General features: G+C 44.4%; 20 protein-coding genes. 1 reads left to right on the top strand and 19 read right to left on the bottom strand.

What is annotated here, in order from left to right; translation table 11 throughout:
• Positions 1-152: 152 nt before the first annotated feature.
• The 16 genes from CRO04_RS20870 to CRO04_RS20795 form a co-directional block, all read right to left on the bottom strand.
• Positions 153-1640, bottom strand: a complete 1488-nt coding sequence (locus tag CRO04_RS20870; protein ID WP_097006171.1) for a glutamate synthase subunit beta — start codon at positions 1638-1640, stop codon at positions 153-155.
• Between the two features lie 12 nt (positions 1641-1652).
• A complete protein-coding gene (gene gltB, locus CRO04_RS20865; RefSeq protein WP_097006170.1) occupies positions 1653-6212 on the bottom strand; it encodes a glutamate synthase large subunit in 4560 nt (1519 codons plus the stop codon).
• Positions 6213-6605: 393 nt separating this feature from the next.
• Complete coding sequence (locus CRO04_RS20860; protein ID WP_097006169.1) at positions 6606-6872, bottom strand: HPr family phosphocarrier protein; 267 nt, start codon at positions 6870-6872, stop codon at positions 6606-6608.
• A 121-nt stretch (positions 6873-6993) separates the two neighbouring features.
• The gene (locus CRO04_RS20855) at positions 6994-7629 is read right to left on the bottom strand and encodes an epoxyqueuosine reductase QueH (RefSeq protein WP_097006168.1); all 636 of its coding nucleotides are present in this window, start codon (positions 7627-7629) and stop codon (positions 6994-6996) included.
• A gap of 73 nt (positions 7630-7702) precedes the next feature.
• A complete protein-coding gene (rpoD, locus tag CRO04_RS20850; protein WP_097006167.1) occupies positions 7703-8842 on the bottom strand; it encodes an RNA polymerase sigma factor RpoD in 1140 nt (379 codons plus the stop codon).
• Between the two features lie 111 nt (positions 8843-8953).
• A complete protein-coding gene (locus tag CRO04_RS20845; RefSeq protein ID WP_097006166.1) occupies positions 8954-9850 on the bottom strand; it encodes a diacylglycerol/lipid kinase family protein in 897 nt (298 codons plus the stop codon).
• 5 nt (positions 9851-9855) lie between these two features.
• A complete protein-coding gene (gene mutY, locus CRO04_RS20840) occupies positions 9856-10950 on the bottom strand; it encodes an A/G-specific adenine glycosylase (RefSeq protein WP_097006165.1) in 1095 nt (364 codons plus the stop codon).
• Positions 10950-11927 (bottom strand): biotin--[acetyl-CoA-carboxylase] ligase, encoded by a 978-nt coding sequence (locus tag CRO04_RS20835; protein ID WP_097006164.1) that lies wholly within the window; start codon positions 11925-11927, stop codon positions 10950-10952. Before CRO04_RS20835 ends, mutY begins: the two co-directional genes overlap by 1 nt.
• A gap of 5 nt (positions 11928-11932) precedes the next feature.
• Entirely contained in the window at positions 11933-12241 is a 309-nt protein-coding gene (locus CRO04_RS20830) for a DUF6637 family protein (protein ID WP_097006163.1), read from the bottom strand.
• A 2-nt stretch (positions 12242-12243) separates the two neighbouring features.
• The gene (gene argF, locus CRO04_RS20825; RefSeq protein WP_097006162.1) at positions 12244-13179 is read right to left on the bottom strand and encodes an ornithine carbamoyltransferase; all 936 of its coding nucleotides are present in this window, start codon (positions 13177-13179) and stop codon (positions 12244-12246) included.
• Positions 13180-13268: 89 nt separating this feature from the next.
• The gene (locus CRO04_RS20820; RefSeq protein ID WP_097006161.1) at positions 13269-14420 is read right to left on the bottom strand and encodes a patatin-like phospholipase family protein; all 1152 of its coding nucleotides are present in this window, start codon (positions 14418-14420) and stop codon (positions 13269-13271) included.
• Positions 14421-14493: 73 nt separating this feature from the next.
• Positions 14494-15423 carry an SPFH domain-containing protein gene (locus CRO04_RS20815; protein ID WP_207654493.1) on the bottom strand — a complete coding sequence of 310 codons (930 nt, stop codon included), beginning with the start codon at positions 15421-15423 and terminating at the stop codon, positions 14494-14496.
• Between the two features lies 1 nt (position 15424).
• Positions 15425-15865: an NfeD family protein gene (locus tag CRO04_RS20810; RefSeq protein WP_097006160.1), complete on the bottom strand. Its 441-nt coding sequence runs from the start codon at positions 15863-15865 to the stop codon at positions 15425-15427.
• Positions 15866-15995: 130 nt separating this feature from the next.
• Entirely contained in the window at positions 15996-16775 is a 780-nt protein-coding gene (locus CRO04_RS20805) for a TrmH family RNA methyltransferase (RefSeq protein ID WP_097006159.1), read from the bottom strand.
• Positions 16776-16788: 13 nt separating this feature from the next.
• The gene (locus CRO04_RS20800) at positions 16789-18699 is read right to left on the bottom strand and encodes an NAD(+) synthase (protein WP_097006158.1); all 1911 of its coding nucleotides are present in this window, start codon (positions 18697-18699) and stop codon (positions 16789-16791) included.
• Positions 18696-20042, bottom strand: coding sequence for an MATE family efflux transporter (locus tag CRO04_RS20795; protein ID WP_097006179.1), 1347 nt, complete (start codon positions 20040-20042; stop codon positions 18696-18698). Before CRO04_RS20795 ends, CRO04_RS20800 begins: the two co-directional genes overlap by 4 nt.
• 202 nt (positions 20043-20244) lie before the next feature.
• Here CRO04_RS20795 and CRO04_RS20790 point away from each other — a divergent pair, with 202 nt between their 5' ends.
• Positions 20245-20673, top strand: coding sequence for an RrF2 family transcriptional regulator (locus CRO04_RS20790; protein ID WP_097006157.1), 429 nt, complete (start codon positions 20245-20247; stop codon positions 20671-20673).
• 80 nt (positions 20674-20753) lie between these two features.
• On the opposite strand, the gene CRO04_RS20785 is transcribed toward CRO04_RS20790, so the two are convergent.
• The 3 genes from CRO04_RS20785 to hflX all read right to left on the bottom strand — a co-directional run bounded on the left by CRO04_RS20785 (position 20754) and on the right by hflX (position 24879).
• Positions 20754-21023, bottom strand: a complete 270-nt coding sequence (locus CRO04_RS20785) for a hypothetical protein (protein WP_097006156.1) — start codon at positions 21021-21023, stop codon at positions 20754-20756.
• A 92-nt stretch (positions 21024-21115) separates the two neighbouring features.
• Complete coding sequence (locus CRO04_RS20780; RefSeq protein WP_097006155.1) at positions 21116-23482, bottom strand: ribonucleoside triphosphate reductase; 2367 nt, start codon at positions 23480-23482, stop codon at positions 21116-21118.
• A 125-nt stretch (positions 23483-23607) separates the two neighbouring features.
• The gene (hflX, locus tag CRO04_RS20775; RefSeq protein WP_097006154.1) at positions 23608-24879 is read right to left on the bottom strand and encodes a GTPase HflX; all 1272 of its coding nucleotides are present in this window, start codon (positions 24877-24879) and stop codon (positions 23608-23610) included.
• Between the last annotated feature and the right edge of the window lie 5 nt (positions 24880-24884).

Here is a 24884-nt window from a genome sequence, read left to right as displayed (position 1 = left end):
TTAGTGTGGTTGGCGAACCTACACTTATTATATCATTGGAGGTTTTTTCTGTAAGCTAAAGCGGCTGTGGACGCACCTGCATAGCAGGTGGTTTATTAAAAGACTGCTATACAAAAAAAGAAGAGAGACAACAACTGTCTCTCTTCCCTTTCTTAAACCAGGTTTGTATAGCCCATCAGGCTGATATCTACTTCCCTCGCCACTTCACGGCCTTCCCTGATTGCCCAAACCACAAGGGACTGGCCTCTATGCATATCTCCTGCTACAAAAACCTTATCCACATTGGTTTTATATCTGCCAGCTTCTGTTTCTACATTGCTTCTGCCGTTTAATTTAACGCCAAATGCATCTGCAACATAATTTTGTGCTCCTAAGAACCCGGCTGCAATTAGAACCAGATCAGCAGGAATTTCTTTCTCACTGCCGGCTACCGGCACCATGCTCATCCGTCCGGTCTTCTCATCCTTTTTCGGCTCCAGGCCCATGATCACAGCCTTCACCATCTTTCCAGACTTATCCTTTATAAATTCCTTTACTGTCGTCTGATATACCCTTGGGTCTTTACCGAATACAGCAATTGCTTCCTCCTGGCCGTAATCCGTTTTCAAAACCTTCGGCCATTCCGGCCAGGTATTATCCTCAGTTCTGGTTTCCGGAAGCTTTGGCATCATCTCAAGCTGGGTAACAGAGGCGCAGCCATGGCGGAGGGAGGTTCCCACACAGTCGTTTCCTGTATCTCCTCCTCCAATAACAATCACATGTTTGCCCTTGGCTGATAAGTACTGATTATCTTTTAAATCTGAATTTAAAAGGCTCTTTGTTGTTGATTTTAAGAAATCTACCGCAAAGTATACTCCCTGTGCATCTCTTCCAGGAACATTTAAATCTCTTGGATTGGAGGCTCCGCAGGCAAGAATAATGCGGTCATAATCCTTTAAAAGATCCTTCGCTTTGTAATTCTTTCCCACATCGGCACCGGTGAGAAAAACAACGCCCTCTTCTTTCATGATGTCAACCTTCCGGTCAATCACATGCTTCTCCAGCTTCATATTAGGAATTCCATACATAAGGAGTCCGCCCAAACGGTCCTCCCGCTCCAGTACTGTTACACTGTGCCCTCTTTTGTTTAGCTGGTCAGCTGCTGCCAGTCCGGCAGGCCCGGACCCGATTACTGCAACCTTTTTCCCTGTACGGATTTTAGGAGGTCTGGGACCGGCGATACCGGAGGTGTAGGCACGCTCAACAATAGCATATTCATTCTCCTTAATCGCAACCGGATCACCATTTAACCCGCAGGTACACGCCGCTTCACAGGGCGCCGGACATACCCTTGCGGTAAATTCCGGAAAGCTGTTGGTCTTTTTCAGACGGTTATATGCCTGCTGCCATGTACCGGTATAGACAAGATCATTCCATTCCGGTATCAGATTGTTTAAGGGACAGCCTGAAACCATTCCATTTAAAATAACTCCTGACTGGCAAAATGGTACACCGCAGTCCATGCACCTGGCCCCCTGGCATTTCTGTTCCTTTTCAGAAAGGTGCAGATGAAACTCGTTATAATCCTTTAAACGGGTTTTGGGATCTACCGTTCTTCCTGTTTCTCTGTTATATTCTAAAAATCCTGTTGGCTTACCCATTATCGCTCCTCCTTACTTCTTTGTGTTTGCATAAAATGCTTCAATCTGAGCCTGTTCGCTGCTTAAACCCTTTTCTTCCATCTGAACAATGGTATTCATCATGCGCCTGTAATCATGAGGCATGATTTTCTTGAATTTAGGCAGATATTCTCCAAAGTTGTCGAGGATTTCCTTGCCCTTTGCGGAGTTGGTATAAGCCACATGCTCCTTAATCATATCCTTTAATTCCAAAACATCGTATTTATTTGTAATCTCTTCAAAAGAAACCATTTCTTTATTCAGGCGTTTGTATAAGTCTCTCTTTTCATCTAATACATAAGCAATTCCGCCGCTCATACCGGCTGCAAAGTTCTTGCCTGTAGATCCTAATACCACCACGCGTCCGCCTGTCATGTATTCGCATCCGTGGTCACCCACTCCTTCTACCACTGCCGTTGCACCGGAGTTTCGTACGCAGAACCGTTCTCCTGCCACGCCGCAGATAAAGGCTTTTCCGCTGGTCGCACCGTACAGGGCCACATTACCGATAACAATATTCTCTTCCGCTTTGAATTTAACACCCTGAGGCGGATAAACCACCAGCTTTCCGCCGGAGAGACCCTTGCCAAAGTAATCGTTGCTGTCACCCACCAGTTCCAGAGTCAGTCCTTTAGGGATAAAAGCGCCAAAACTCTGACCGCCGCTTCCGGTACAGTTGATGGTAAAGGTATCTTCCGCAAGTCCTTCCGGATACAGTCTGGTAATCTCTGATCCGAATATGGTGCCAAGTGCACGGTCCGTATTAGAAACATCAATCTGAAGTCCCTTCTTCTGACCTGCGGTAAGCGCCTGCTTTAACTTCTTTAATATAACTTTTTCATCAATGGTTTTATCCAGCTGGAAATCATAAACCACCTTCTTGTCGTATCCTGCTAATTTATCTTTGCAATATGGATTTCCAAGAATTGCGGAAAAATCTACTTTCTTTGCTCTTTCGTTGGCAATCTGATCCTTCTTCTTTAAGAGATCTGTTCTTCCAACCATCTCATCCACCGTTCGGATACCCAGTTTCGCCATATATTCCCGAAGCTCTCTTGCAATAAAATACATGAAATTGACTACATACTCCGGTTTTCCTTTAAAGCGCTTGCGAAGTTCCGGGTTCTGAGTGGCAACGCCAACCGGACATGTATCTAAGTTGCAGACTCTCATCATGACGCAGCCCAGTGTAACAAGAGGTGCAGTTGCAAAGCCGAATTCTTCCGCTCCCAGCATACATGCAATCGCCACATCACGTCCAGTCATCAGTTTACCATCTGTTTCCAGAATCACCTTATCCCGAAGCCCGTTCATAATCAGGGTCTGATGGGCTTCTGCCACACCAAGCTCCCATGGAAGTCCTGCATTATAAATGGAGTTTCTGGGGGCAGCTCCGGTTCCGCCGTCAAAGGAGGAAATTAAAATAACCTGGGCACCTGCCTTTGCAACACCGGCAGCTACCGTACCGACTCCTGCTTCTGAAACAAGCTTTACAGAAATTCTGGCACTGGTATTGGAATTTTTCAAATCATAAATCAACTGAGCCAGATCCTCGATGGAATAAATGTCATGATGAGGCGGCGGAGAGATTAATCCCACTCCGGTTGTTGAGTGTCTTGTTTTCGCTACCCATGGATATACCTTCTGGCCCGGAAGATGTCCGCCTTCACCAGGCTTTGCTCCCTGCGCCATTTTAATCTGAATCTCTTTTGCACTGACTAAGTATCTGGAAGTTACGCCAAAACGTCCGGAAGCCACCTGTTTAATGGCAGAACACCGGTTTAATCCATCCGGTCCTACGGTAAGGCGTTCCAGGCTTTCTCCGCCTTCTCCGCTGTTTGACTTACCGTGAATGCGGTTCATTGCAATTGCCAGGGCTTCATGAGCCTCCTGTGAGATGGAACCATAAGACATTGCTCCTGTCTTAAAGCGTTTTACAATAGACTCCACGCTTTCCACTTCTTCTAATGGAATTTCCTTGTTCTTCCCATAATCAAAATCCAAAAGGCTTCTTAGATTCACCATCTGGCCTTCCTCATTCAGTGCATGGGTGTATTCTTTAAATATCTCATAGCTTCCTGTTCTGGTTGCCTGCTGAAGCATATGAATGGTGCGTGGATTGTAAAGGTGCTCTTCCTGTCCGGCTCTTTCCTTATGGCTTCCTACACTGTCTAATGTTAAATCCACATCCAGACCAAGAGGATCAAATGCAGCAGAATGGAGAGTATCCACGTCATTGGCAATATCTTCCAGAGTAACGCCCTCTACCCTGCTCACCGTATCTGTAAAATACGTATCAACTACTTTCTTTGAAATACCAATGGCTTCAAAAATCTGGGCTCCCTGATAGGACTGAACGGTAGAAATTCCCATTTTTGAGGCAATTTTAACAATACCATGTAAAACGGCAGAATTGTAATCTTCTACTGCAGCATAATAATCTTTATCAAGCATTCCATTATCAATTAAATTGTGAATAGATTCCTGAGCCAGATATGGATTAATCGCACATGCACCATATCCTAAAAGTGTGGCAAAATGATGAACTTCCCTTGGTTCTCCGCTCTCTAAGATGAGCGCAACAGAGGTTCTTTTCTTTGTTTTTACTAAATGCTGCTGAAGAGCAGAAACAGCTAAAAGGGACGGAATCGGCACATGGTTTTCATCAATGTCCCTGTCTGATAAAATAATGATGTTCGCTCCATCCCGGTGTGCTCTGTCTGCCTCTAAAAACAGCCTGTCAATGGCCTTTTCCAGTGACGTATTCTTATAATAAGTAATCGGTATCACTTCTACCTTAAAGCCGGGTCTCTTCATGTGTTTGATCTTCAGAAGATCGGTACAGGTCAGAATCGGATTGTTCACTTTTAAGATCTTGCAGTTTTCCGCCTCTTCTTTTAATATATTCCCTTCTTCTCCTACATAAACGGTAGTAGAAGTTACGATTTCCTCACGAATAGAATCAATGGGCGGATTGGTTACCTGGGCAAACAGCTGTTTAAAATAGTTAAAAAGAGGCTGGTGCTTCTTACTTAATACCGCCAGCGGACTATCCGCACCCATGGCTGAGACGGCTTCTGCTCCGTTTAATGCCATAGGCAGAATCATAGTCTTGTACTCTTCATAGGTATATCCATAAGTCTTCTGCATTCTTGCACGGTCCGCCGTGCTTAAGGACGGCACCCCTTTATTGGGAATCGGAAGATCTTTTAATTCAATTAAATTGGAATCCAGCCATTCTCCGTAAGGCTTTCTTAGTGCATACATTTCCTTTAATTGTTCATCACTGATCAGACAGCCCTTTACCGTATCAATCAGAAGCATCTTACCAGGGCGGAGGCGCTCCTTCTTTACCACATGACTCTGTTCAATATCAATGGCTCCTACCTCAGATGCCAGAATCATATGATCGTCATCGGTAATGTAATATCTGGAAGGTCTGAGACCGTTGCGGTCTAAGACTGCGCCTACCAGATCACCGTCACTGAATACGATGGAAGCCGGACCGTCCCATGGCTCCATCATGGTAGCGTAGTAACGGTAGAAGTCCCTGATTTCCTGAGGCATGGATTTATCATGTTCCCAGGGAGCAGGAATGGTTACCATAACTGCCAGCGGAAGATCCATACCGCTCATCATCATAAATTCCAGTGCATTGTCAAGCATGGCTGAGTCAGAGCCTTCCTGATTAATAATAGGAAGAACTTTATGCATGTCGCTGCTGAAGAATTCTGACTCCATATTTTCTTCCCTTGCCATCATCTTATCCACGTTCCCGCGAATGGTGTTGATCTCACCGTTATGTACGATCAGACGGTTGGGATGGGCTCTCATCCAGCTTGGATTGGTATTGGTACTGAAGCGGGAATGAACCACTGCAATGGCTGATTCATAATCTTTATCCTGAAGGTCTGTAAAAAACTGTCTTAACTCCTTCACCAGGAACATTCCTTTATATACAATGGTTCTGCTGCTTAAAGATACCACGTAGGTATTATCGTTGCTCTGTTCAAATATTCGTCTGGATACATAAAGCTTCCGGTCAAAATCCAGTCCCTTGTTTACATCTGCAGGCTTTTTCACAAATGCCTGGGCAATATATGGCATACGCTCTACTGCCTTTGCACCAATCAGTTCCGGATGAATGGGTACATCTCTCCAGCCCAGAAATTCTATGCCCTCTTTTTGTACTATTATTTCAAACATCTTTTTTGCCTGATTTCTGGCAAGTTCGTCCTGAGGGAAGAAGAACATTCCGACTCCGTATTCTCTTTCCTCTCCAAGCCCGATGTTTAACGGTCTGGTCACTTTCTTAAAAAACTTATGAGAGATCTGAAGCATGATACCAACACCATCACCGGTCTTCCCATCCGCATCTTTTCCTGCTCTGTGCTCTAAGTTTTCCACGATATGGAGAGCCTGCTCCACTGTCTTATGGGTCTTTATCCCTTTCATATTTGCCACTGCACCAATACCGCAGTTGTCATGCTCGAAACGGGCATCGTAAAGCCCCGGAGTACCTGTTTTATTAGGGGATTGTAAACTCTTATCCATAATCTCTTCCTTTCCTGACTGCGCCTCCGCTTTGAGGTGCTAAAGTGTAACAGTAATTTTAGTTGATAATACTACATTTTTCGCAGTTTGTAAATGTGTTTTATTTTTAAATTGTCAGATTATTAGATATTTTATCATTTATAATTGTTTTATCTATTTTTAATTCAATTTTACCATAATTATTTTACTTAAAATATACAATTCCAGATTACTTTTCCTATGGTGGTATAAATTACTAATTTTTTTAAGTGTAGGCTTTTTTTTATTAAGTCCATCTATTAAAACATTATGAAAACAGTTTGAAAATTAAACTGAATTCCACACAAAAAAAGCCCCGGAATCATCGATCCTGGGACTTTCATAATTGAATTCTATACGATAAACAGAAACGGATTACATCTCGCCAAGACCGCTCTCAATTGCTTCGGTCATGGTCTTCATAGCTGTCTCTTCATCTTCGCCATCGCAGATTACTTTAATCTCAGCGCCACACTTAATTCCTGCTGCCATAACGTTTAATACGCTCTTAGCAACGATCCTCTTCTCGCCGTATTCAATAATTATATCAGATTTAAATTTCATAGCTGTCTGAGACAGAACGCCTGCCGGTCTTAAATGAAGTCCGGATGGATTAACTACAGTCAGTGATTTTGATAACATAATGTTCACTCCTTTATCCTCAAATTTTTATACTCCACGCTGTTAATTCTATTACAATATCCAATTTGTGTCAAGACAAACCCTGCATGTCTTTCAGATAATTTCCAAAGTAAGTCTGCAGTCAGCAGGACGATTCTTTTGTCTGCTTTTCCCTCTGGGAAAATACGCAGCCGCAATAATCCTGTCTGTAAAGATTATGTTCCTTTGACAGCTCCACAGAACGCTTATACCCGTTTTTCTTTTTAAAATCAGACGGCAGGTAAGAAACCCGGTATTCCTTTCCCAGCTTTTCACCAATCTCGTTCAGCTTATCTGCATTTTTAAGGGGACTTATGGACAATGTAGTTGTAAAATAATCAAATCTGCCTGCCTGGGCGACCTTCGCTGCCTCCTGGAGGCGGAGCTCATAGCAGCGGAAACACCTTGACCCGCCTTCCGGCTCCTTTTCTAAGCCTTCTACAATCCGGTAAAACTCCTCCGGTTCATATACCCCGGTCTGTAATGTAACCGGATGCTCAAATTTCATTTCATTAATGAGACGCTCCTGTTCCTCCACACGCCGGATGTATTCTAAAGGAGGGTAAATGTTGGGATTGTAAAAATATACAGTAATTTCAAAATATTGGGACAAATATTCCAATACATAGCTGCTGCACGGAGCACAACAGCTGTGTATCAACAGTTTCGGAACTTTTTTCCGTTCCTTTAATCCTTCGATGATCTGGTCCAATTCCTTCTGATAATTCCTTGGGTTCATGGTGTCTCCTCCCTGCCGTCTTCAGAAATGACAAAAAGGCGCAGACAGGAATCAGCCGCGCCTTTTATATGTCTTATAAGAAATCTCTGATTCGTTTGCTGCGAACCGGATTTCTCAGCTTTCTAAGTGCTTTCGCCTCAATCTGCCTGATACGTTCGCGGGTAACATTAAACTCTTTGCCCACTTCTTCCAATGTACGCGGATGTCCGTCTTCCAAGCCGAACCTCAGAACAATTACCTGACGCTCTCTTTCTTTTAAATCACCTAAAAGTGCGTCGATATGCTCTCTTAACATTACAGATTCTACGTTGCCTTCCGGTGTCACCACATTATTATCAGCCACAAAATCGCCTAAGTTGGAATCATCTTCTTCACCAATGGGAGTCTCTAAGGATGCAGGCTCTCTGGCAATCTGCATGATCTCCATCACCTTGTCCTCAGACATGTCAAGCGCTTCTGCAAGCTCTGCCACAGAAGGCTCATAGCCCAGTTCCAGGGTGAGTTTTCTCTGCATCTTGGACATCTTATTAATTGTCTCCACCATATGCACCGGAACCCGAATCGTTCTTGCCTGATCTGCTAAAGCACGGGTTACAGACTGACGAATCCACCAAGTAGCATATGTACTTAATTTATAGCCTTTGGTATAATCAAATTTTTCAACACCCTTAATAAGACCTAAATTTCCCTCCTGTACCAGATCCAGGAAACTCATACCACGGCCTGTGTAACGTTTTGCGATACTGACAACAAGACGCAGATTGGCCTCGATCAGACGCTCCTTGGCATTATCGTCACCATCCGCTTTTTTCTTTGCAAGACGCAGTTCTTCCTCTGCGTTTAAAAGCGGTACTGTGCCGATTTCTTTTAAATACATGCGGACAGGGTCTTCTGTGCCGATGCCTTCCAGTAAATCAATGGCGTCTAAATCAATATCTTCTTCCTCTGTTTCCTTAAAACCGTCGTCCAGATCATCATCAAGAAGTAAGTCTTCTGAAATAAGCACATCATCAGTTAAAGTGGAATCATCCATGACCGGGATCACGTCTACGCCGCGATTCTCCAGGTACGTATAAATCTGATCCATCTGCTCTGCAGTCAACTCTTCTCCCATAAAGAAGTTATTAATCTCTGTAACGTCCAAAGCACTATGCTTTGTCTTTGCAAGTTCGACAAGTTTCCCTAGCTTATCTAAAAAATTATCTTTTTCCACTTAATAACGTCCTTTCGCTAAGAAGTATACATAAAGCCCACACAACTTTTCATTATATACTACCGGAATCCATATTTCAACATATTTCTTCCTAAAGAAGCAGTTTTGTTGTTATTTCGGCTGTTTTCTCATAATACGGATTTTTTTCTCCAGGTTTGTGATCGAAACTTCTCTTCTGGTACCCCCGAATTCTCCGTCAAGCACCCAGTCTATCGGTTCATCGGAGATGAGTTTCAGGGACCGTGTCCGGAATTTATGGACGTATTCGTTTGGTTCTTCTTTCAAAAACATATAATTAATGATATTTGTAAAATCAAGTGCAGTTTTTGGTGACCGTATTAAAAGGACTTCGAATTCCCCATCGTCAAGTGCCACATCCTGGGTGACAAGACCTTTAAATCCTCCCACACTGATGGTATTGGTTATCATACCAAAAATAAATTCTCCTTCCAGCATGATCTCTTCACATTCAGCCCGCAGGGAATAAGATTTAATGGAGGCCAGACTCTTCATGCCCTCAAGCATATAAGCCTGATGACCCAGAACGTTTTTCTTGTCCTGGGGAGTCAGATAGGATACCTCCGTAAAAGCACCGAAAGCAGCAATATAGATAAAATATTTATCCTCACAGAAACCTCCGATATCTATGGTGCAGGATTCCCCCGAAACCGCTGCCTGTGCTGCTGTCAGCATATCCTTGGAGATTTTTAAACTGGAGGCAAAATCGTTGGTGGAGCCAGCCGGAATATAACCAAGAACCGGCAGTTTATTAAGCTTCATTAAACCGCTGATGGTTTCATTTAAAGTTCCGTCACCACCACTGCATACCACCAGATCTTTATCCTTTCCATAGCGGTAAGCTGCCTCCATGGCATCTCCCTGTCTCTGTGTTACATGAACCGACAGTTCGTAACCGGCTTTCGTAAAAATATCCAGAATATCCACCAGTTTATTTCTGATCTGGGCCTTTCCGGAACGGGGATTAAATATAAAAAGCATCTTTTTCATTATTATCACCTAATCAACTTTGTATACGCCTTAAATGCCCCAGGCAGGGAATAAGTTTTTTTTATTTCTTCCGGGGTGACCCATAGATAGTCTCCTTCCGGTAAATCGGTAAGTTCCACCCGGTATCCAGTCATATGCCATTCCACATGGCTGAATATATGTTTCGCCTCAGGAAGAGGTGTAATCACTGCCTCTTGAATGCCAAGAGCTCCCTTGATCAACTCCCGGGGAATGCGCCCTTTAAGCCCCGGCAGCTCATAAAGTGAGGCAAGAAGTCCTGTGTTACTGCGTTTGCGGATTGCCACACGTCCGTCCTTTGACAAGATTAAAATGGTTCTTTCTTCTATTTTTCGCTCTTTTTTGGGAGCTTTCACCGGTATAATGCCGGTAAGGCCGTTCTCTCTTGCAATGCACAGGGAGGCAAGAGGACAGCTGCTGCACAAAGGTGCGCCGTTTGGCAGACACACAATGGCTCCGGTCTCAATGAGAGCCTGATTAAATGAACCTGGATCTTTCTTTGGCATAACGCCTTTTATCAGTTCTTCCATGGCCTTTTTTACCGACTGTCTGGTTATATCTTCCCTGCTTCCAGTCAGTCTTGAGATCACCCTCAGAACATTGCCGTCTACTGCAGGAACCGGAATACCAAAAGCAATGGAAGCAATGGCACCTGCTGTATAAGATCCGATACCAGGTAGTGTTTTAAGCTCCTCATAGGATGCCGGAAGCGTTCCATCGTACTTCTCTATGAGAAGCTGAGCCGCTTTTTTTAAATTTCTTGCCCTGCTGTAATAGCCCAGCCCTTCCCAAAGCTTTAACAGACGGTCCTCCGTTACTTCTGAAAGTGCCTCTATCCCGGGCAGTGCTTCCATGAAACGGTCAAAATATGGTTTTACTGCTTCTACTCTTGTCTGCTGAAGCATGATTTCCGATATCCAGACACTGTAAGGCTCCGTTTTCTCACGCCACGGAAGGATTCTTCTGTGTTCGTGGTACCAGGACAGAAGGGGACGGATGGCTGCCCTTAAGCGCTCCTCCTTCTCCATCTGCTGGCCGGCCGGTTCTAAAACCTGTAATTTATCATAAAGCGATTGGTTCATTACACATATCCATAAATTCCCCGGACAGACACCTCACCTGAAATCACATGTCTGACCTCTCCATCTGGCATTTCTACAAGAAGTTCTCCCTGTTTATTAATTCCCAGAGCTTTCCCCATGTACTCACCTGAAGGATCAAGAATTCTTACTTCCTTTCCTGCATTGACCATATTTTTATTATAGACACTTATCAGCCCGGATAAATCACCCTGGCTGATAAATTCATCATAATAATGCTCAAATGCTTCTAAAACAGCGGCAACCAGCCTGCTCCTGACCACTTTTCCCCCTGTCTCAAGAAGCAATGAGGTCGCTGTATCACTGACCTCCTGTGGAAATCCTTCCATATTGGCATTGATCCCAATACCCACAACAACATAATGGATTCCCTCCAGTTCCGCACTCATCTCAGTTAAAATACCGCACAGCTTCTTACCGTTTGAGACAATGTCGTTCGGCCACTTGATCACCGCAGAAAGTCCTGTCACGTTCTCTATACCGTCACGAACAGCCAATGCAGCTACCAGAGTCAGCATGGAAGCCTTAGCCGGAAGAATATCAGGCCTTAAAATAAGGCTCATAAATATATTCTTTCCCGGCGGAGAGACCCAGCTGCGGCCTCTTCTTCCTCTTCCTGCCTCCTGGGCATCTGCTGCCACAAGTGTCTCACTTCCGGCACCTTCCTCTGCCAGACGCCTGGCTCTTAAATTCGTGGAATCAATGGAATCATGAAAATCCACGATTCTGCCGAAGCGTCCTCTTATGCAGCTTTCTATCTCTGTTTTCGTCATTATATCACAGGAATCGAGTAAATGGTATCCTTTATTTCGTACTGCTTCAATATGATATCCTTCTTCCTGAAGCTGGTGGATCACCTTCCACACTGCGGTCCTGGAAACATGAAAGCGCTGGCATAATTCCTGACCGGAAACATAGCCGCCACTCTCTTTTAACAGCTTTAAAATCTCGGTTTTCAACCCATTCACCCCCACCAGATACTTACTGCACTGATCACTGTCAGTGCAAACAGCAGACCGCCTGCAGTCACAGATGCAACTCCTGCCGCCTTTTTCCGCTTTTCTCTGCCGCTGAGCCTTATTTTATATACGCCGTTGATCAGATTCAATATCCCGGCCAGAAAAAATATAACCGGGAACATCAGCATATTGTCTTCCGGATTTAAAAAAGATAAAACCGCCAGTACCACAATTAAGATTCCTACCACAATGTGGGCAAAATCCACCATCATGGAAGCATTTCTTAAATTCTTTCCTCGTTCCTGTAAATACATTTCTACTCTCCTAACGTCGCAACCATCACTGCCTTAATGGTATGCATTCTGTTTTCCGCTTCATCAAATACTACTGATACGCCGGATTCAAAGACCTCTTCCGTCACTTCGTTGCCTTTTACGGCCGGCAGGCAATGCATAAATATGGTAGTATCCTTGCCTGTTTTATTCATCAGTTCCTTGTTTACCTGATATGGCTTTAAGAGTGCGACACGCTCTGCCGCCTTCTCTTCCTCTCCCATGGAGCACCATACATCGGTGTATATAATATCTGCATCCTTCACCTTTTCACTATCCTCTGTCAGTGTAATGGTGCTTCCGCTTAAATCAGCATATCCATGGCAAAGCTCTACCAGTTCCTTATCTGGCCAGAGACTTTCAGGTGCCAGAATGGTAAAATGTACCCCCATCTTACTCATGCCGATCATCAGGCTGTTGGCCATGTTATTGCGCCCGTCTCCTGCATAAACAAACTTTAGACCTTTTAAATATCCAAAATGTTCCTCTATTGTCAAAAGGTCCGCAAGTATCTGTGTAGGGTGATAATCCTCTGTCAGACCGTTCCAGACCGGAACCCCAGCATATTCAGCCAGCAGCTCTACAGTTTTATGTTTAAATCCCCTGAATTCAATGCCGTCAAACATTCTTCCCAGAACCCTGGCTGTATCCTCCACACTTTCCTTATGACCCAGCTGTATATCATCTTTTCCCAGATATTCCGGATGAGCTCCCTCATCCACTGCGGCTACCACAAATGCACATCTGGTACGGGTAGAAGGCTTTTCAAATATCAGTGCAATATTTTTACCTTTTAAGGAGCTTCCGGTGATTCCCTGCTTCTTCTTTGTCTTTAAATCCGCAGACAGATCCAGAAGGTACTGGATCTCTTCCGGTGTATAATCCTTTAATGTAATAAAATTTCTTCCTTTCAAATTCATATGGGTTCCTCCGCTTATTGTATTTTTATACATCATTATAGTTTATGGTGAATATTTATGCAAGCTATATTTTTTAAAATACAATCAGGCTAGAAGGAAGACTCATTTCTCAGCAGATGAAGCTTTCTTCGGATCTCACAAAGGAGCTCATCTACCGTATAAATCCGAAAGCGTTTTACCCTGAGCCGTTTTGCTAAATCCTCCAAAATTCCCAGATACAGATCTTTGTAATCCCATCCTTCTTTCAATTTGAATTGTGCCGCAAGTTTTGGAAAAAGCGTCTCCGTATAGGTCCGGTAACCTGCCACAGATTCTTCCACGTCACCTGCCAGATCCTTTTTATACCGTTTTAAAAGCTCCATCTCGGACATCATTTTGTCAAAGTAATAGGCTTCGGTCCTGGGTGCATCGATATAGTAGATTCGTCCGGCCAGGTCATATAAGAACCGTTTGGCATCGTAATAACCCAGAGTCAGATTCTTCCTCGCCTGTTTTTTATCAAATTCCAGAATCCCTCCAAGGTCCTGCCTGGGAGCAATATGGTAAACCCTAATTCCATCGGGTATTTTAACCACCCGTTCCTTATCAAAGCCCCAGCCATAAATCCGTATCACAATAATATCCTCATAGCCATGATCAATTAAGACATCAAGAGGTACATTGTTAACGCCTCCGCCATCCATATACCGTTTTCCGCCAAGCTTTTCATTTTTGAAAGCCAGAAAATAGGCACTTGCCAGAAGCATGTCCTTTACTGTGCCCATTTCCCCCTTTCTTACATCTACCACCAGCTCTTTGCGGTCCGATACCGAATAGGTGACCGAATAAAACTCTCTGTCTGAGTTTAAGATCTTCTTCTCGTCTCCTACAACATCCGCAATCAGATTCTTTAATGGCGTAATATCAAATCCGCCTTCCTTAACAAGCTGAAAGCCTCTGGTAATCAGTTCCTGCAGATTCAGTGCCTTAAAATCCTTTTTTTTCAGTGCTTCCATGGTTTCATTGCTGACTGACATTACCTGGGAATAATCAATATTTTTCCAGATCTTTTCAGCCCGCTCCAGATCATCCATACAGACCAGTGCACCGTTTAATGAGCCTACAGAAGCACCTGCGATCCCTTTAATCTTCACACCAGCTTCCCTAAGGGCCTTCCAAGCTCCGATCTGGTATGCACCTTTGGCACCCCCGCCTTCCAGAACAAGCCCGTATTCCCGTTCCAAATCCAGTTTAAGTTCCATCTAAGCCTCCCAAAAAACGTCTGTGTCTGCAAAAACCGCAGCAAGAAGTCTTATGACATCTGCTGCGGTTCACTCATTCTTTAGGAATCTCCGTTATAGAAGAAACCAGCCCTGCAAGTCCCTGAATCTCCGACGGAATTATGATTTTAGTTGCTTTTCCGTCAGCTGCAGCCTTAAATGCTTCCAGACTTTTTATCACAAGAACTGCCTTGTCTGCTCCAGCTTCCTTTATCATACGGATACCATCTGCGTTGGCCTGCTGGATCTTTAAGGTTGCTTCTGCCTGACCTTCAGCCTCGCGGATTCTCTTTTCCTTCTCCGCCTCAGCACGAAGAATCGCAGCCTGCTTTTCAGCCTCAGCATCAAGAATTGCAGATTCTTTTTTGCCTTCTGCAACAAGAACTGTGGACTTTTTCTCTCCTTCTGCCCTTAAGATCGCTTCCCGTCGTTCACGTTCTGCCTTCATCTGTTTTTCCATGGCATCCTGAATGGCTGCCGGAGGCATAATATTCTTTAACTCCACACGGTTTACCTTGATTCCCCATGGGTCTGTTGCAATATCCAGAGTTTCCCTCATCTTTGCATTAATGGTTTCCCTGGAGGTAAGCGTCTGGTCAAGCTCCAGATCACCGATAATATTACGAAGCGTAGTCGCCGTCAGGTTCTCAATAGCCATAAGAGGGTTATCCACACCGTAAGCATAAAGCTTTGGATCCGTGATCTGAAAAAATATAACCGTATCAATTCTCATGGTGACGTTATCTTTGGTAATAACCGGCTGGGGTGGAAAATCCGCTACCTGTTCTTTTAAATTCACTCTTTTGGCCACACGGTCAAAAATCGGCAGTTTGATGTGCACACCGACAGACCAGGTATCAAGAAACGCACCCAGACGTTCCACAACAAGCGCCTGTGCCTGCGGAACGATTCTGATACAGGATGCCAGTACTGCCAGAATAATGATTAATATAATAATAACTGCTGAATATCCAATTGCTTCCATCTTAATTTCCCTCCTGTTTCCTGCTTACAATCAGCTTGACTCCTTTGATATCCTTTATTTCCACCATAACGCCCGGCGGATAGATGCTGTCATCTTCCAGTGCTCTTGCCGTCCATTCCTGACCGTTAATCACTGCAGCTCCTTTTCCCTCCTGGTTATTAATCTCTGCCGTAACCCTGGCATACTTCCCAATCAGGCTGTCTGAATTGGTCTTTACGGTATACCTGTTTACATATTTTAAAGCAAAAGGTCTGGTGAAAAATAACAGAATAAAAGATACAATTACAAACACAGCAAGCTGCACCTGCGTATTAACGCCAAACAATGCAAGTACAAATGCAACAAGCGCACCGCCTGCAAACCAGATGGTAGTAAGCGCCATCGTCGCTGCTTCAATACCAAGAAGCACTACAAAACCTATAAGCCAATAGATTGCTGCCATTCTCTCATTCCCCTTCCCTGCCATGATAGGCAAAGTACCACGGCAAATCTATCCGTTGACACTATCATACTATATGTTCCATTATTTCTCAACATTACCGTTGAAAAAAAGACTTATTTTTTTCCCTGTCCTACGCTCTGCGCTGCCTTGCAGCTTCAAACATGAGAACAGAAGCTGCCACTGCTGCATTCAGCGATTCTACACTCCCCATCATGGGGATCTTAATGTAAGCATCCGCAAGCCTGGCCGTCTCCTCTGTAAGACCATTGCCTTCATTGCCAATCAAAAACCCTGTATCAACAGTATAATCTTCTTTCTCATAATTATTCCTCCCAGCCAGATGGGCTGCATATAATCGTATGCCCTGCTCTTTTAACCGGAGAATGGAAGCAGTTAAATCATTGGTGTAAGCAAACGGAACCCGGAATACTGATCCCATTGTGGAGCGGATCACCTTGGGATTATAGATATCCGCAGTGGTACTGTTCATAAGAATTCCGGTAATTCCCGCTCCTTCTCCTGCCCGGATAATAGTTCCAAGGTTTCCAGGATCCTGTATATTTTCCAGTATCATTAAAAAAGCAGGTCCGGGAGTCCGTGTAAGATCCTCCGGTGTATAAGTTTGCTGTTTAACAAGGGCCAGTATTCCCTGTGGCGTCCTGGTATCTGACATCACGTGAAAAACCTCATCAGTCAGAACTTCATACTGCATTCCGGTTATCAGTTTCTTATGATCCTTCTCTTTTAAGAAACCTTCCGAAACAAATATGCTCTCTATTCGTTCCGCCGGAATCTCCTTAAATATGCGAAGCCCCTCCGCTACGAATAATCCGCTTTCATTTCTGGCCTTCGCCTTTTTCATCAGGTTCATCACCTGCTTTACTTTCCCATTGGCACTGCTGGTTATCATACGATACCTCTCTTTATAAATTTTCCAGTTCTTCCAGCCACAGCCGGCTGACTGCATCACTGGGCATACGCAGGTCACCCCGCGGAGATACTGCAACAGAACCTACCTTTGGTCCGTCAGGCATGCAGGAGCGTTTAAACTGCTGGCTGAAAAATCTTCTGTAAAACACCTTCAGCCACTTTAAAATAACCTCTGGTGTGTATTGATTCTCGAATGCGATCACTCCCATACGGTATACCTTTGAAGGACGGCAGCCAAATCTCAAAATCTGATAAAGAAAGAAATCATGAAGCTCGTACGGTCCAACAAGATCTTCTGTTTTCTGGGCGATCTCTCCGTCCTTCGGCGGCAGAAGTTCCGGACTGACAGGCGTATCCAGTATGTCCATGAGTACACCCTTTAACGCTTCCTCCTCGCAGGTATCGGCGTAGTAACGGACCAGATGGCGGACCAGCGTCTTTGGCACCGATGTATTCACTCCATACATGGACATATGATCCCCGTTATAGGTAGCCCAGCCAAGAGCCAGTTCAGACATGTCTCCGGTTCCTATGACAAGTCCGCCCAGACGATTGGCAAGATCCATCAGTATCTGGGTTCTCTCCCTTGCCTGGGAATTCTCATAAGTTACATCATGCTTATCGGGGTCATGTCCGATATCCTGAAAATGGATGGAAACAGCTTCCCTGATGTTTACCTCCGTCAGTTCTGCTTCCAGCTTCTCCGTCAGAAGACAGGCATTCTGATAGGTGCGGTCCGTTGTACCAAAGCAGGGCATGGTAACTGCGTGAATCTGATTTCTCGGTATCCCCAGCATGTCAAATGCCCGGGCAGTTACCAAAAGAGCCAGGGTTGAGTCAAGACCTCCGGAAATCCCCAGCACAGCAGTTCTTAAGCCAGTATGCGCCAGGCGTTTCTTTAATCCCATCGCCTGTATGGAAAGAATCTCTTCACATCTGCGGTTTCGTTCCGCCTCGCCAGCCGGTACAAATGGCCTTGGATCAATTCTCCGTCTCAAATCCAGATCTACAGGTTTTATAGAAAACGGTATCACCAGATAATTTTCTCTGTCAGGTGCCGGGAACGTAGTCATACGTCTCCTGTCATGTATGAGACGCTCAAGATCCATATCTGCATATATGGTTTCATTGCCAAAACGTTTGGATTCCGCCAGCAAAAGCCCATTCTCAGCAATTAAGTTCTGTCCTCCGAACACCAGATCCTGAGTAGATTCACCTTCCCCTGCATTGGTATAGATATAACCGCATACCAGACTGGCTGAATGTCCGGTTATCAGACTTCTCCTGTATAAATCCTTCCCTGTAGTCTCGTCACTTGCTGAGCAGTTTACGATGACGGTAGCTCCCGCAACGGCGTGCCGTATGGACGGTGGATTTGGAATCCATGCATCCTCACAGATCTCCGTCCCGATCACAAGACCGGGGATCTCGCTGCAGGCAAAGAGCAGGTTAGATCCCATGGGAATGTCATATCCTTCCCAGGAGACCGTCACCGGCTTTGCGTTTCCTGGTTCAAAATAGCGGAGTTCATAAAATTCAGAATAATTGGGAAGATTAATTTTGGGAATCAATCCAATCACTCTCCCGTTTTGCACTGCTGCTGCCGTATTATAAAGCTTTCCGTCCCGTTCCCAGGGCAGACCGACAAATACAAGTATATCACTGCCCTTAGTCTCTTTTACAATTATTTTCAACTCTTCTTTTGCCTTTGCAAGCAGAGCATCCTGTCCGAATAAATCTCCGCAGGTATAAGCAGTGAGACAAAGTTCAGGAAATACCATAATTTTTGTGTTTCTATTTATACCTTCCCTGATGAGTCTTACGATACTTTCTCTGTTAAACTGCGGATCTGCTACTTTTACGTCCGGAGTCGCAGCCGCAACTCTGATATATCCATGTTTCATTGACTTTTTTCTCCTATCTGTTCGTCTTTCCCTTTCGGTATCCACTTTGCCTTCCATGCATAGACACAGTCCATTCCCATGGTTGTAAGCCATGTTATAGGATAACACCACATCACCGCTTCAAAACTGGGGAAAAATGGTACCAGTAAATTTATATAAATCATTCGGAGAATACACATATTCCCTACTCCGATCAGCATGGTAACCATGGTCCTGCCGCTTCCCCGTATGCTTCCCATCAGAATCTGGTGTATGGCCATCGTCCAGTAAAACGGAAGCAGAATCAGCATGGAGTTATAACCAAATCCGATAACCTGCTGATCCGGGGAAAATATTCTAAGTATCCGCTCCGCATTCAGATAAAGAAAGACCGATATCAGTATGGTATAACTCAGGCTGATCACAAGCCCCTGAAAGACCCCCTGTTTCACCCGCCTGGGTTTTCTTGCACCGATATTCTGTCCGGTAAATGTGGTTGCTGCCATACAGAAGCTTTGAAGAGGCAGCATGGCAAATCCATCGATCTTACTGTAGGAACCAAATCCTGCCATGGCTGCAGCACCGAAGCTGTTGACATTGGCCTGAACAATTACATTGGAAAGGGATATAATAGACTGCTGTATACCGCTTGGAATCCCAATCTTTAAGACCCTGGTCATCATACGCCGGTCAATTTTTATTTTTGCCAGTTCCAGCCGGTATATATCATCTGTATGTACCAGTGCCCGGACTGTAAGCAGGGATGATACCCCCTGTGCTGCCACTGTTGCATAGGCCACACCTGCTGTCCCCATCTGAAAAACCACTACAAACACAAGATCCAGAATAATGTTGATAACAGAGGAAATGCACAGAAAAATAAGCGGCCGTCTGGAATCTCCCACTGCCCGTAATACCCCCGATCCCATATTATACACCAGATTAAACAGGGAGCCGCAGAAAAAAATCCGCAGATATGCAACAGATGCCGGCATAACTGTCTGTGGTGTTCCCATTAAAACAAGGATTACCGGAGATAATAAGACTCCCAGCAATATCAGAATAAGACCTCCCACAATACTTAAGGCTATTGTTGTGTGTACCGCCCAATGCAGCTTTTGCTTTTCGTCTGCTCCGTAATACTGGGATATGATCACACCCGCTCCGGTGCCGATTCCCATAAACATACCTATAATCAGGTTAATCAGAGAGTTGCTGGATCCCACTGCAGCCAATGCATCGCTGCCGATAAAATTCCCCACTACGACTGAATCCACTGTATTGTAGAGCTGCTGAAATAAATTCCCGACCAGGAGCGGCATGGAAAAAGCCAAAAGCTGTTTCCAGATAATGCCTTCCGTCATGATCACCTGAGTTGTATGCAATTTTTTACTCACAGTAAATCCTCCTACTTTTTTCCAATCTCCCAGTGAGTATTAGTATACATCCTTTTTCGACAATTTGGAAGCCGGATAATTTACGGTTTACTTTTTTATCCCGATCGTGTAAAATATTTTAATATCCTACTAAACAGATAAGAATAATCAGGGGGAGGAGTTTGCTGTGATGAAATTTTCTACCAAAGGACGATATGCACTTCGTATGATGATTGAATTTGCACTTCGGCCAGGTGAATGTACAAAGATTAACCATGTTGCAGAGCGGCAGGACATATCAGATAAATATTTAGAGCAGATTGTCACGATTTTAAGCCGGGCCGGATTCGTAAAGAGCCGCAGAGGAGCACAGGGAGGCTATTATCTGACAAAAGATCCTTCCGAATATACGGTGGGCATGATTCTGCGTCTTGCGGAAGGCAGTCTGGTACCTGTATCCTGTATGGAAGAAGAGGTGAATTCCTGCAGCAGAGCGGATATCTGTGCCAGCATGATCGTATGGAAAAAACTGGATCAGGCTATTTCTGATGTGGTAGACAGCATCACTTTAGCCGACCTTGTTACAGAGCAGAAACGCCTGGAAGGCATGGAAGACTGAGAAATCGTACCATATAAAAAATCCGTTGGATCACAGCAGCAAGGCTGCGCTGTAATCCAACGGATTTTTGAATTTATCATTCAGATCCGGTCCGAAATTTCATCAAATAAGCGGGCCTTGTCACGGAAATAGTCTCTGGAAAATCCATCTGCTTCCTGCAGCGCTTCTTCCAGCGTCTTTGATTGAAGCTCTACTGATATTGCTTCAATTCCAGCCTCAATTACCAGTGTAAAAGCGCCATCTCCATGTGTCTGTATCTGCAGGCTGATATAGTGATGTTCTGCTTCAATACTCTTTCTGGCTACTGCTCCCCCATCCCCAAACAGGACCCACGTATTCTCATATTCCATCTGCTATGCCCCTTTCTGTCTGAAACATCAAAAGATTCTGTACTATTATAGCACAGAATCTTTTGACTTACTACCATATGCAGGATATAAAATCAACATGGGATACTTTCAGCAAATTTACGGATATCAGAAGCATTTGTGATTTTCTGAATCAAACCATCCTTTACCACTACAAGAGTCGGAGCCTGCATGATTCCCAGCTTATGGGTCAGTTCTGCATTCTCATCCGCATCCACTATTTCATAATCTACGTTTTTCAGGAATTGCTTTGCCAGACGGCAGTTTGGACAAGTCTTAGTGGTAAACAAATAAGTTCCAGTCGGCATCTCCGGCTTTTTTTCTGTTCCTTTTTCAGTTTTCTGCTCCTGGCTGCCGTTTTTTAATACAGAACCGGAAATATTGTAAGTAGTACGGTTTTTATATTCCTGGGTCTTACCTTCATTCCAGTTTTGCACCGGCCGGTAATAGCCGGTAATACGGCTGTAGACCTCCGCATTCTTTTTGCATACCGGGCAGACACTATGTTCTCCTGCCAGATAACCATGCTCTGCACAGATCGAATAAGTGGGAGATAAGGTATAATACGGCAGTTTATAATGATCGGCAATGGTTTTTACCAGTTTTGCTGCAGCCGCCCAGTCAGGCAGCTTCTCGCCGAGGAATGCATGAAATACGGTCCCTGATGTATAAAGGGTCTGAAGCTCATCCTGTATATCCAGAGCATCAAAAACATCGGCGGTGTAATCCACCGGAAGATGGGAACTGTTGGTATAATAAGGGGTGTCTCCCTCATGTCCTGCAGTCTTAATATCCGGATAATACTTTCTGTCATGTTTGGCAAGACGGTAGGTGGTGGATTCTGCAGGTGTTGCTTCCAGATTATAAAGATCCCCATACATCTCCTGATAGTCAGAAAGCCGCTCCCTCATATGATTTAAAACTTCCTTAGTAAATTGCTGTGTCTTTGTATCGGTTAAGTCTTTCCCCAGCCACTTTGCATTTAAACCAACTTCATTCATACCGATCAGCCCAATGGTTGAGAAATGATTCTCAAAGCTTCCCAGATAACGTTTTGTATAGGGATACAGACCCTGGTCAAGAAGCTTTGTAATGACCTGTCTCTTTGTCTTTAATGATCTGGCTGACAAATCCATCATCCGGTTTAAACGTTTGTAAAAATCCGTTTTATCTTTAGACAGATATGCAATTCTTGGCAGATTAATGGTCACCACACCAACAGATCCTGTGCTTTCTCCTGAGCCAAAGAATCCCCCGGTTTTTCTTCTTAACTCCCTTAAATCCAGTCTGAGGCGGCAGCACATGCTTCTTACATCACTGGGTTCCATATCGCTGTTGATATAATTGGAAAAATAAGGAGTTCCGTATTTGGAGGTCATCTCAAACAGCAGACGATTATTTTCCGTGTCACTCCAATCAAAATCCCTGGTGATTGAATAGGTAGGGATCGGATACTGAAAACCTCTTCCGTTGGCATCTCCCTCAATCATGGTTTCAATAAACGCCTTGTTTACCATGTCCATCTCTTTTTTGCAGTCCTTGTATTTAAAAGCCATCTCTTTTCCGCCTACAATGGCATTCAGTTCTGCCATATCAGATGGTACAGTCCAATCCAGGGTAATATTGGAAAAGGGTGCCTGGGTACCCCACCGGCTGGGTGTATTCACACCATAAATAAAAGACTCAATGCACTTTTTGACTTCCGGATAGGACAACTGGTCACTCTTCACAAAAGGTGCCAGATAGGTATCAAAAGAAGAAAATGCCTGAGCACCCGCCCATTCATTCTGCATAATCCCCAGAAAGTTAACCATCTGGTTGCAGAGTACGGATAAATGCTTTGCAGGAGAAGAAGTGATCTTACCCGGGATTCCTCCCAGCCCCTCTAAAAGTAATTGCTTTAATGACCAGCCGGCGCAGTAACCGGTAAGCATGGACAAATCATGGATATGGATATCCGCATTTCTGTGTGCCTCTGCTATCTCGTGATCATAGATCTCTGACAGCCAGTAATTCGCTGTTACCGCACCGGAATTGCTTAAAATCAGTCCTCCTACGGAATAAGTGACCGTTGAGTTCTCCTTTACACGCCAGTCCTCAACTTTAACGTAACTGTTCACCACATCTTTATAATCCAGAATGGTGTTTTTCATATTTCGTATCTTTTCCCGCTGTTTTCTATATAATATGTAGGCCTTGGCTACATCTGTATATCCCGCCTGTTCCAGCACATGCTCCACACTGTCCTGGATCTGTTCCACCGTAATCTTACCATCATTCATCTTCTCCTGAAAATCTGCCGTCACCCGCAGAGACAGAAGTTCCAGAATTTCATTGTTATACTCCTTCCCGGTTGCACTAAATGCTTTCTTAATGGCTTCCGTGATCTTCCCCAAGCTAAATTCCGCTTCTTCCCCATCTCTTTTTACTACCTGAATCATCAGACCTTTACTCCTTTCACAAAAACCGTTTCACTTTTTAAATACAGATGTATTATAGCAGATCAAAAAAGAAAACACAATATGTGGATTTTGTTTTTGTCCCAAAATCAACATATTGTGCTTTCTCATTCGTCTAAAATATCCCGGCTGCCTGCCAGACCTGCAAACAATTCTGCTGGTACATAAGCGTTCACCAGTATACCATCTTCTAAGTATTCTTCTCTTAAAAGCTGACCGTATTTACGGATCTGCTGGATCAATCCAGCGTCCTTGTAAGAATAAACTTTTTCTAAATAAATTCTTCTGCTTCTTAAAATAGATTCCAGCACATTCTCCAGTTCATCAAGACCTTCTCCTGTACGCGCGGAGATCCGGACCTGAAAATCCGATGAAATATCTTTAAGGGTAACATCCGGTTCTGCTGCATCTATTTTATTAAATACAGTAACCATAACCTTATCTGTAACACCCAGTTCCCGTAACGTCTCATATACCACATGCATCTGGATATCCATCTGAGGATTGGAGCAGTCCACTACATGAAGGATAATATCGCTGTATTTGGCCTCTTCCAGGGTGCTTTTAAACGCCTCAATCAAATGATGGGGCAGTTTTCTGATAAATCCAACGGTATCTGTTAAAAGTATCTGCTGTCCCCCCGGCAGACTTAAGTTTCTTGTTGTGGGATCTAACGTTGCAAAAAGCTTGTCCTCCGCCAGAATTCCGGCACCGGTCAGATGGTTTAACAGGGTGGATTTGCCTGCGTTGGTATATCCCACAATAGCTGCCACAGGCATGTGATTTTTATCTCTCTGCTGTCTGGCTACCTCTCTGTGACGCTTTACAGCCTCTAAATCCGCTTTCAGAACGCTGATCCTGTCGTGAATCAGTCTCCTGTCCATCTCCAGCTTTTTCTCTCCAGGCCCTCTTGTTCCGATACCACCGCCAAGACGGGATAATGAGCTTCGTAATCCTACCAGCCTAGCCGAACGGTATCGCAGCTGTGCAAGTTCCACCTGGATCTTACCTTCACTTGTGGTGGCTCTGGCTGCAAATATATCGAGAATTACCATTGTCCGGTCCATTACCTTAATCTGAAGAGCGTCCTCCAGATTGCGCATCTGCGCAGGTGACAGCTCATCGTCACACACAACTCCGGTTGCTCCAAGCTCAAATATACGCTCCCGGATTTCATCAATCTTGCCTTTTCCAAGATAAGTTCCCGGATGAATTCTTTCCCGGTTCTGAATTATCTTATCCACTGCAGCGGCACCTGCCGTCTTTACCAGCTCTTCCAGTTCATCGAGCGATGCTCTTACATCTGTCCCGTCTCCAGTACTGACCGCTGCCAGAATAACCTTTTCTTCAATTTCTTTTAATTCTATCAGTTCTGCCATTCCTT

Source organism: Lacrimispora amygdalina (assembly GCF_900205965.1).
Taxonomy (GTDB): Bacteria; Bacillota; Clostridia; order Lachnospirales; family Lachnospiraceae; genus Lacrimispora; species Lacrimispora amygdalina_A.
This window is presented reverse-complemented; position numbering and strand designations above follow the sequence as displayed.

What these genes read in the sequence shown, in the direction of transcription:
- hflX (WP_097006154.1), bottom strand. Translation starts at nt 24,879, where the DNA reads ATGGCAGAACTGATAGAATTAAAAGAAATTGAAGAAAAGGTTATTCTG.
- CRO04_RS20805 (WP_097006159.1), bottom strand. Translation starts at nt 16,775, where the DNA reads ATGATAACCAGCAGTGCCAATGGGAAAGTAAAGCAGGTGATGAACCTG.
- CRO04_RS20800 (WP_097006158.1), bottom strand. Translation starts at nt 18,699, where the DNA reads ATGAAACATGGATATATCAGAGTTGCGGCTGCGACTCCGGACGTAAAA.
- CRO04_RS20785 (WP_097006156.1), bottom strand. Translation starts at nt 21,023, where the DNA reads ATGGAATATGAGAATACGTGGGTCCTGTTTGGGGATGGGGGAGCAGTA.
- CRO04_RS20810 (WP_097006160.1), bottom strand. Translation starts at nt 15,865, where the DNA reads ATGGCAGCAATCTATTGGCTTATAGGTTTTGTAGTGCTTCTTGGTATT.
- CRO04_RS20820 (WP_097006161.1), bottom strand. Translation starts at nt 14,420, where the DNA reads ATGGAACTTAAACTGGATTTGGAACGGGAATACGGGCTTGTTCTGGAA.
- argF (WP_097006162.1), bottom strand. Translation starts at nt 13,179, where the DNA reads ATGAATTTGAAAGGAAGAAATTTTATTACATTAAAGGATTATACACCG.
- CRO04_RS20855 (WP_097006168.1), bottom strand. Translation starts at nt 7,629, where the DNA reads ATGAACCCAAGGAATTATCAGAAGGAATTGGACCAGATCATCGAAGGA.
- CRO04_RS20860 (WP_097006169.1), bottom strand. Translation starts at nt 6,872, where the DNA reads ATGTTATCAAAATCACTGACTGTAGTTAATCCATCCGGACTTCATTTA.
- gltB (WP_097006170.1), bottom strand. Translation starts at nt 6,212, where the DNA reads ATGGATAAGAGTTTACAATCCCCTAATAAAACAGGTACTCCGGGGCTT.
- CRO04_RS20870 (WP_097006171.1), bottom strand. Translation starts at nt 1,640, where the DNA reads ATGGGTAAGCCAACAGGATTTTTAGAATATAACAGAGAAACAGGAAGA.
- CRO04_RS20845 (WP_097006166.1), bottom strand. Translation starts at nt 9,850, where the DNA reads ATGAAAAAGATGCTTTTTATATTTAATCCCCGTTCCGGAAAGGCCCAG.
- CRO04_RS20815 (WP_207654493.1), bottom strand. Translation starts at nt 15,423, where the DNA reads ATGGAAGCAATTGGATATTCAGCAGTTATTATTATATTAATCATTATT.
- CRO04_RS20830 (WP_097006163.1), bottom strand. Translation starts at nt 12,241, where the DNA reads ATGTATTTACAGGAACGAGGAAAGAATTTAAGAAATGCTTCCATGATG.
- CRO04_RS20795 (WP_097006179.1), bottom strand. Translation starts at nt 20,042, where the DNA reads ATGACGGAAGGCATTATCTGGAAACAGCTTTTGGCTTTTTCCATGCCG.
- CRO04_RS20790 (WP_097006157.1), top strand. Translation starts at nt 20,245, where the DNA reads ATGAAATTTTCTACCAAAGGACGATATGCACTTCGTATGATGATTGAA.
- mutY (WP_097006165.1), bottom strand. Translation starts at nt 10,950, where the DNA reads ATGAACCAATCGCTTTATGATAAATTACAGGTTTTAGAACCGGCCGGC.
- CRO04_RS20780 (WP_097006155.1), bottom strand. Translation starts at nt 23,482, where the DNA reads ATGATTCAGGTAGTAAAAAGAGATGGGGAAGAAGCGGAATTTAGCTTG.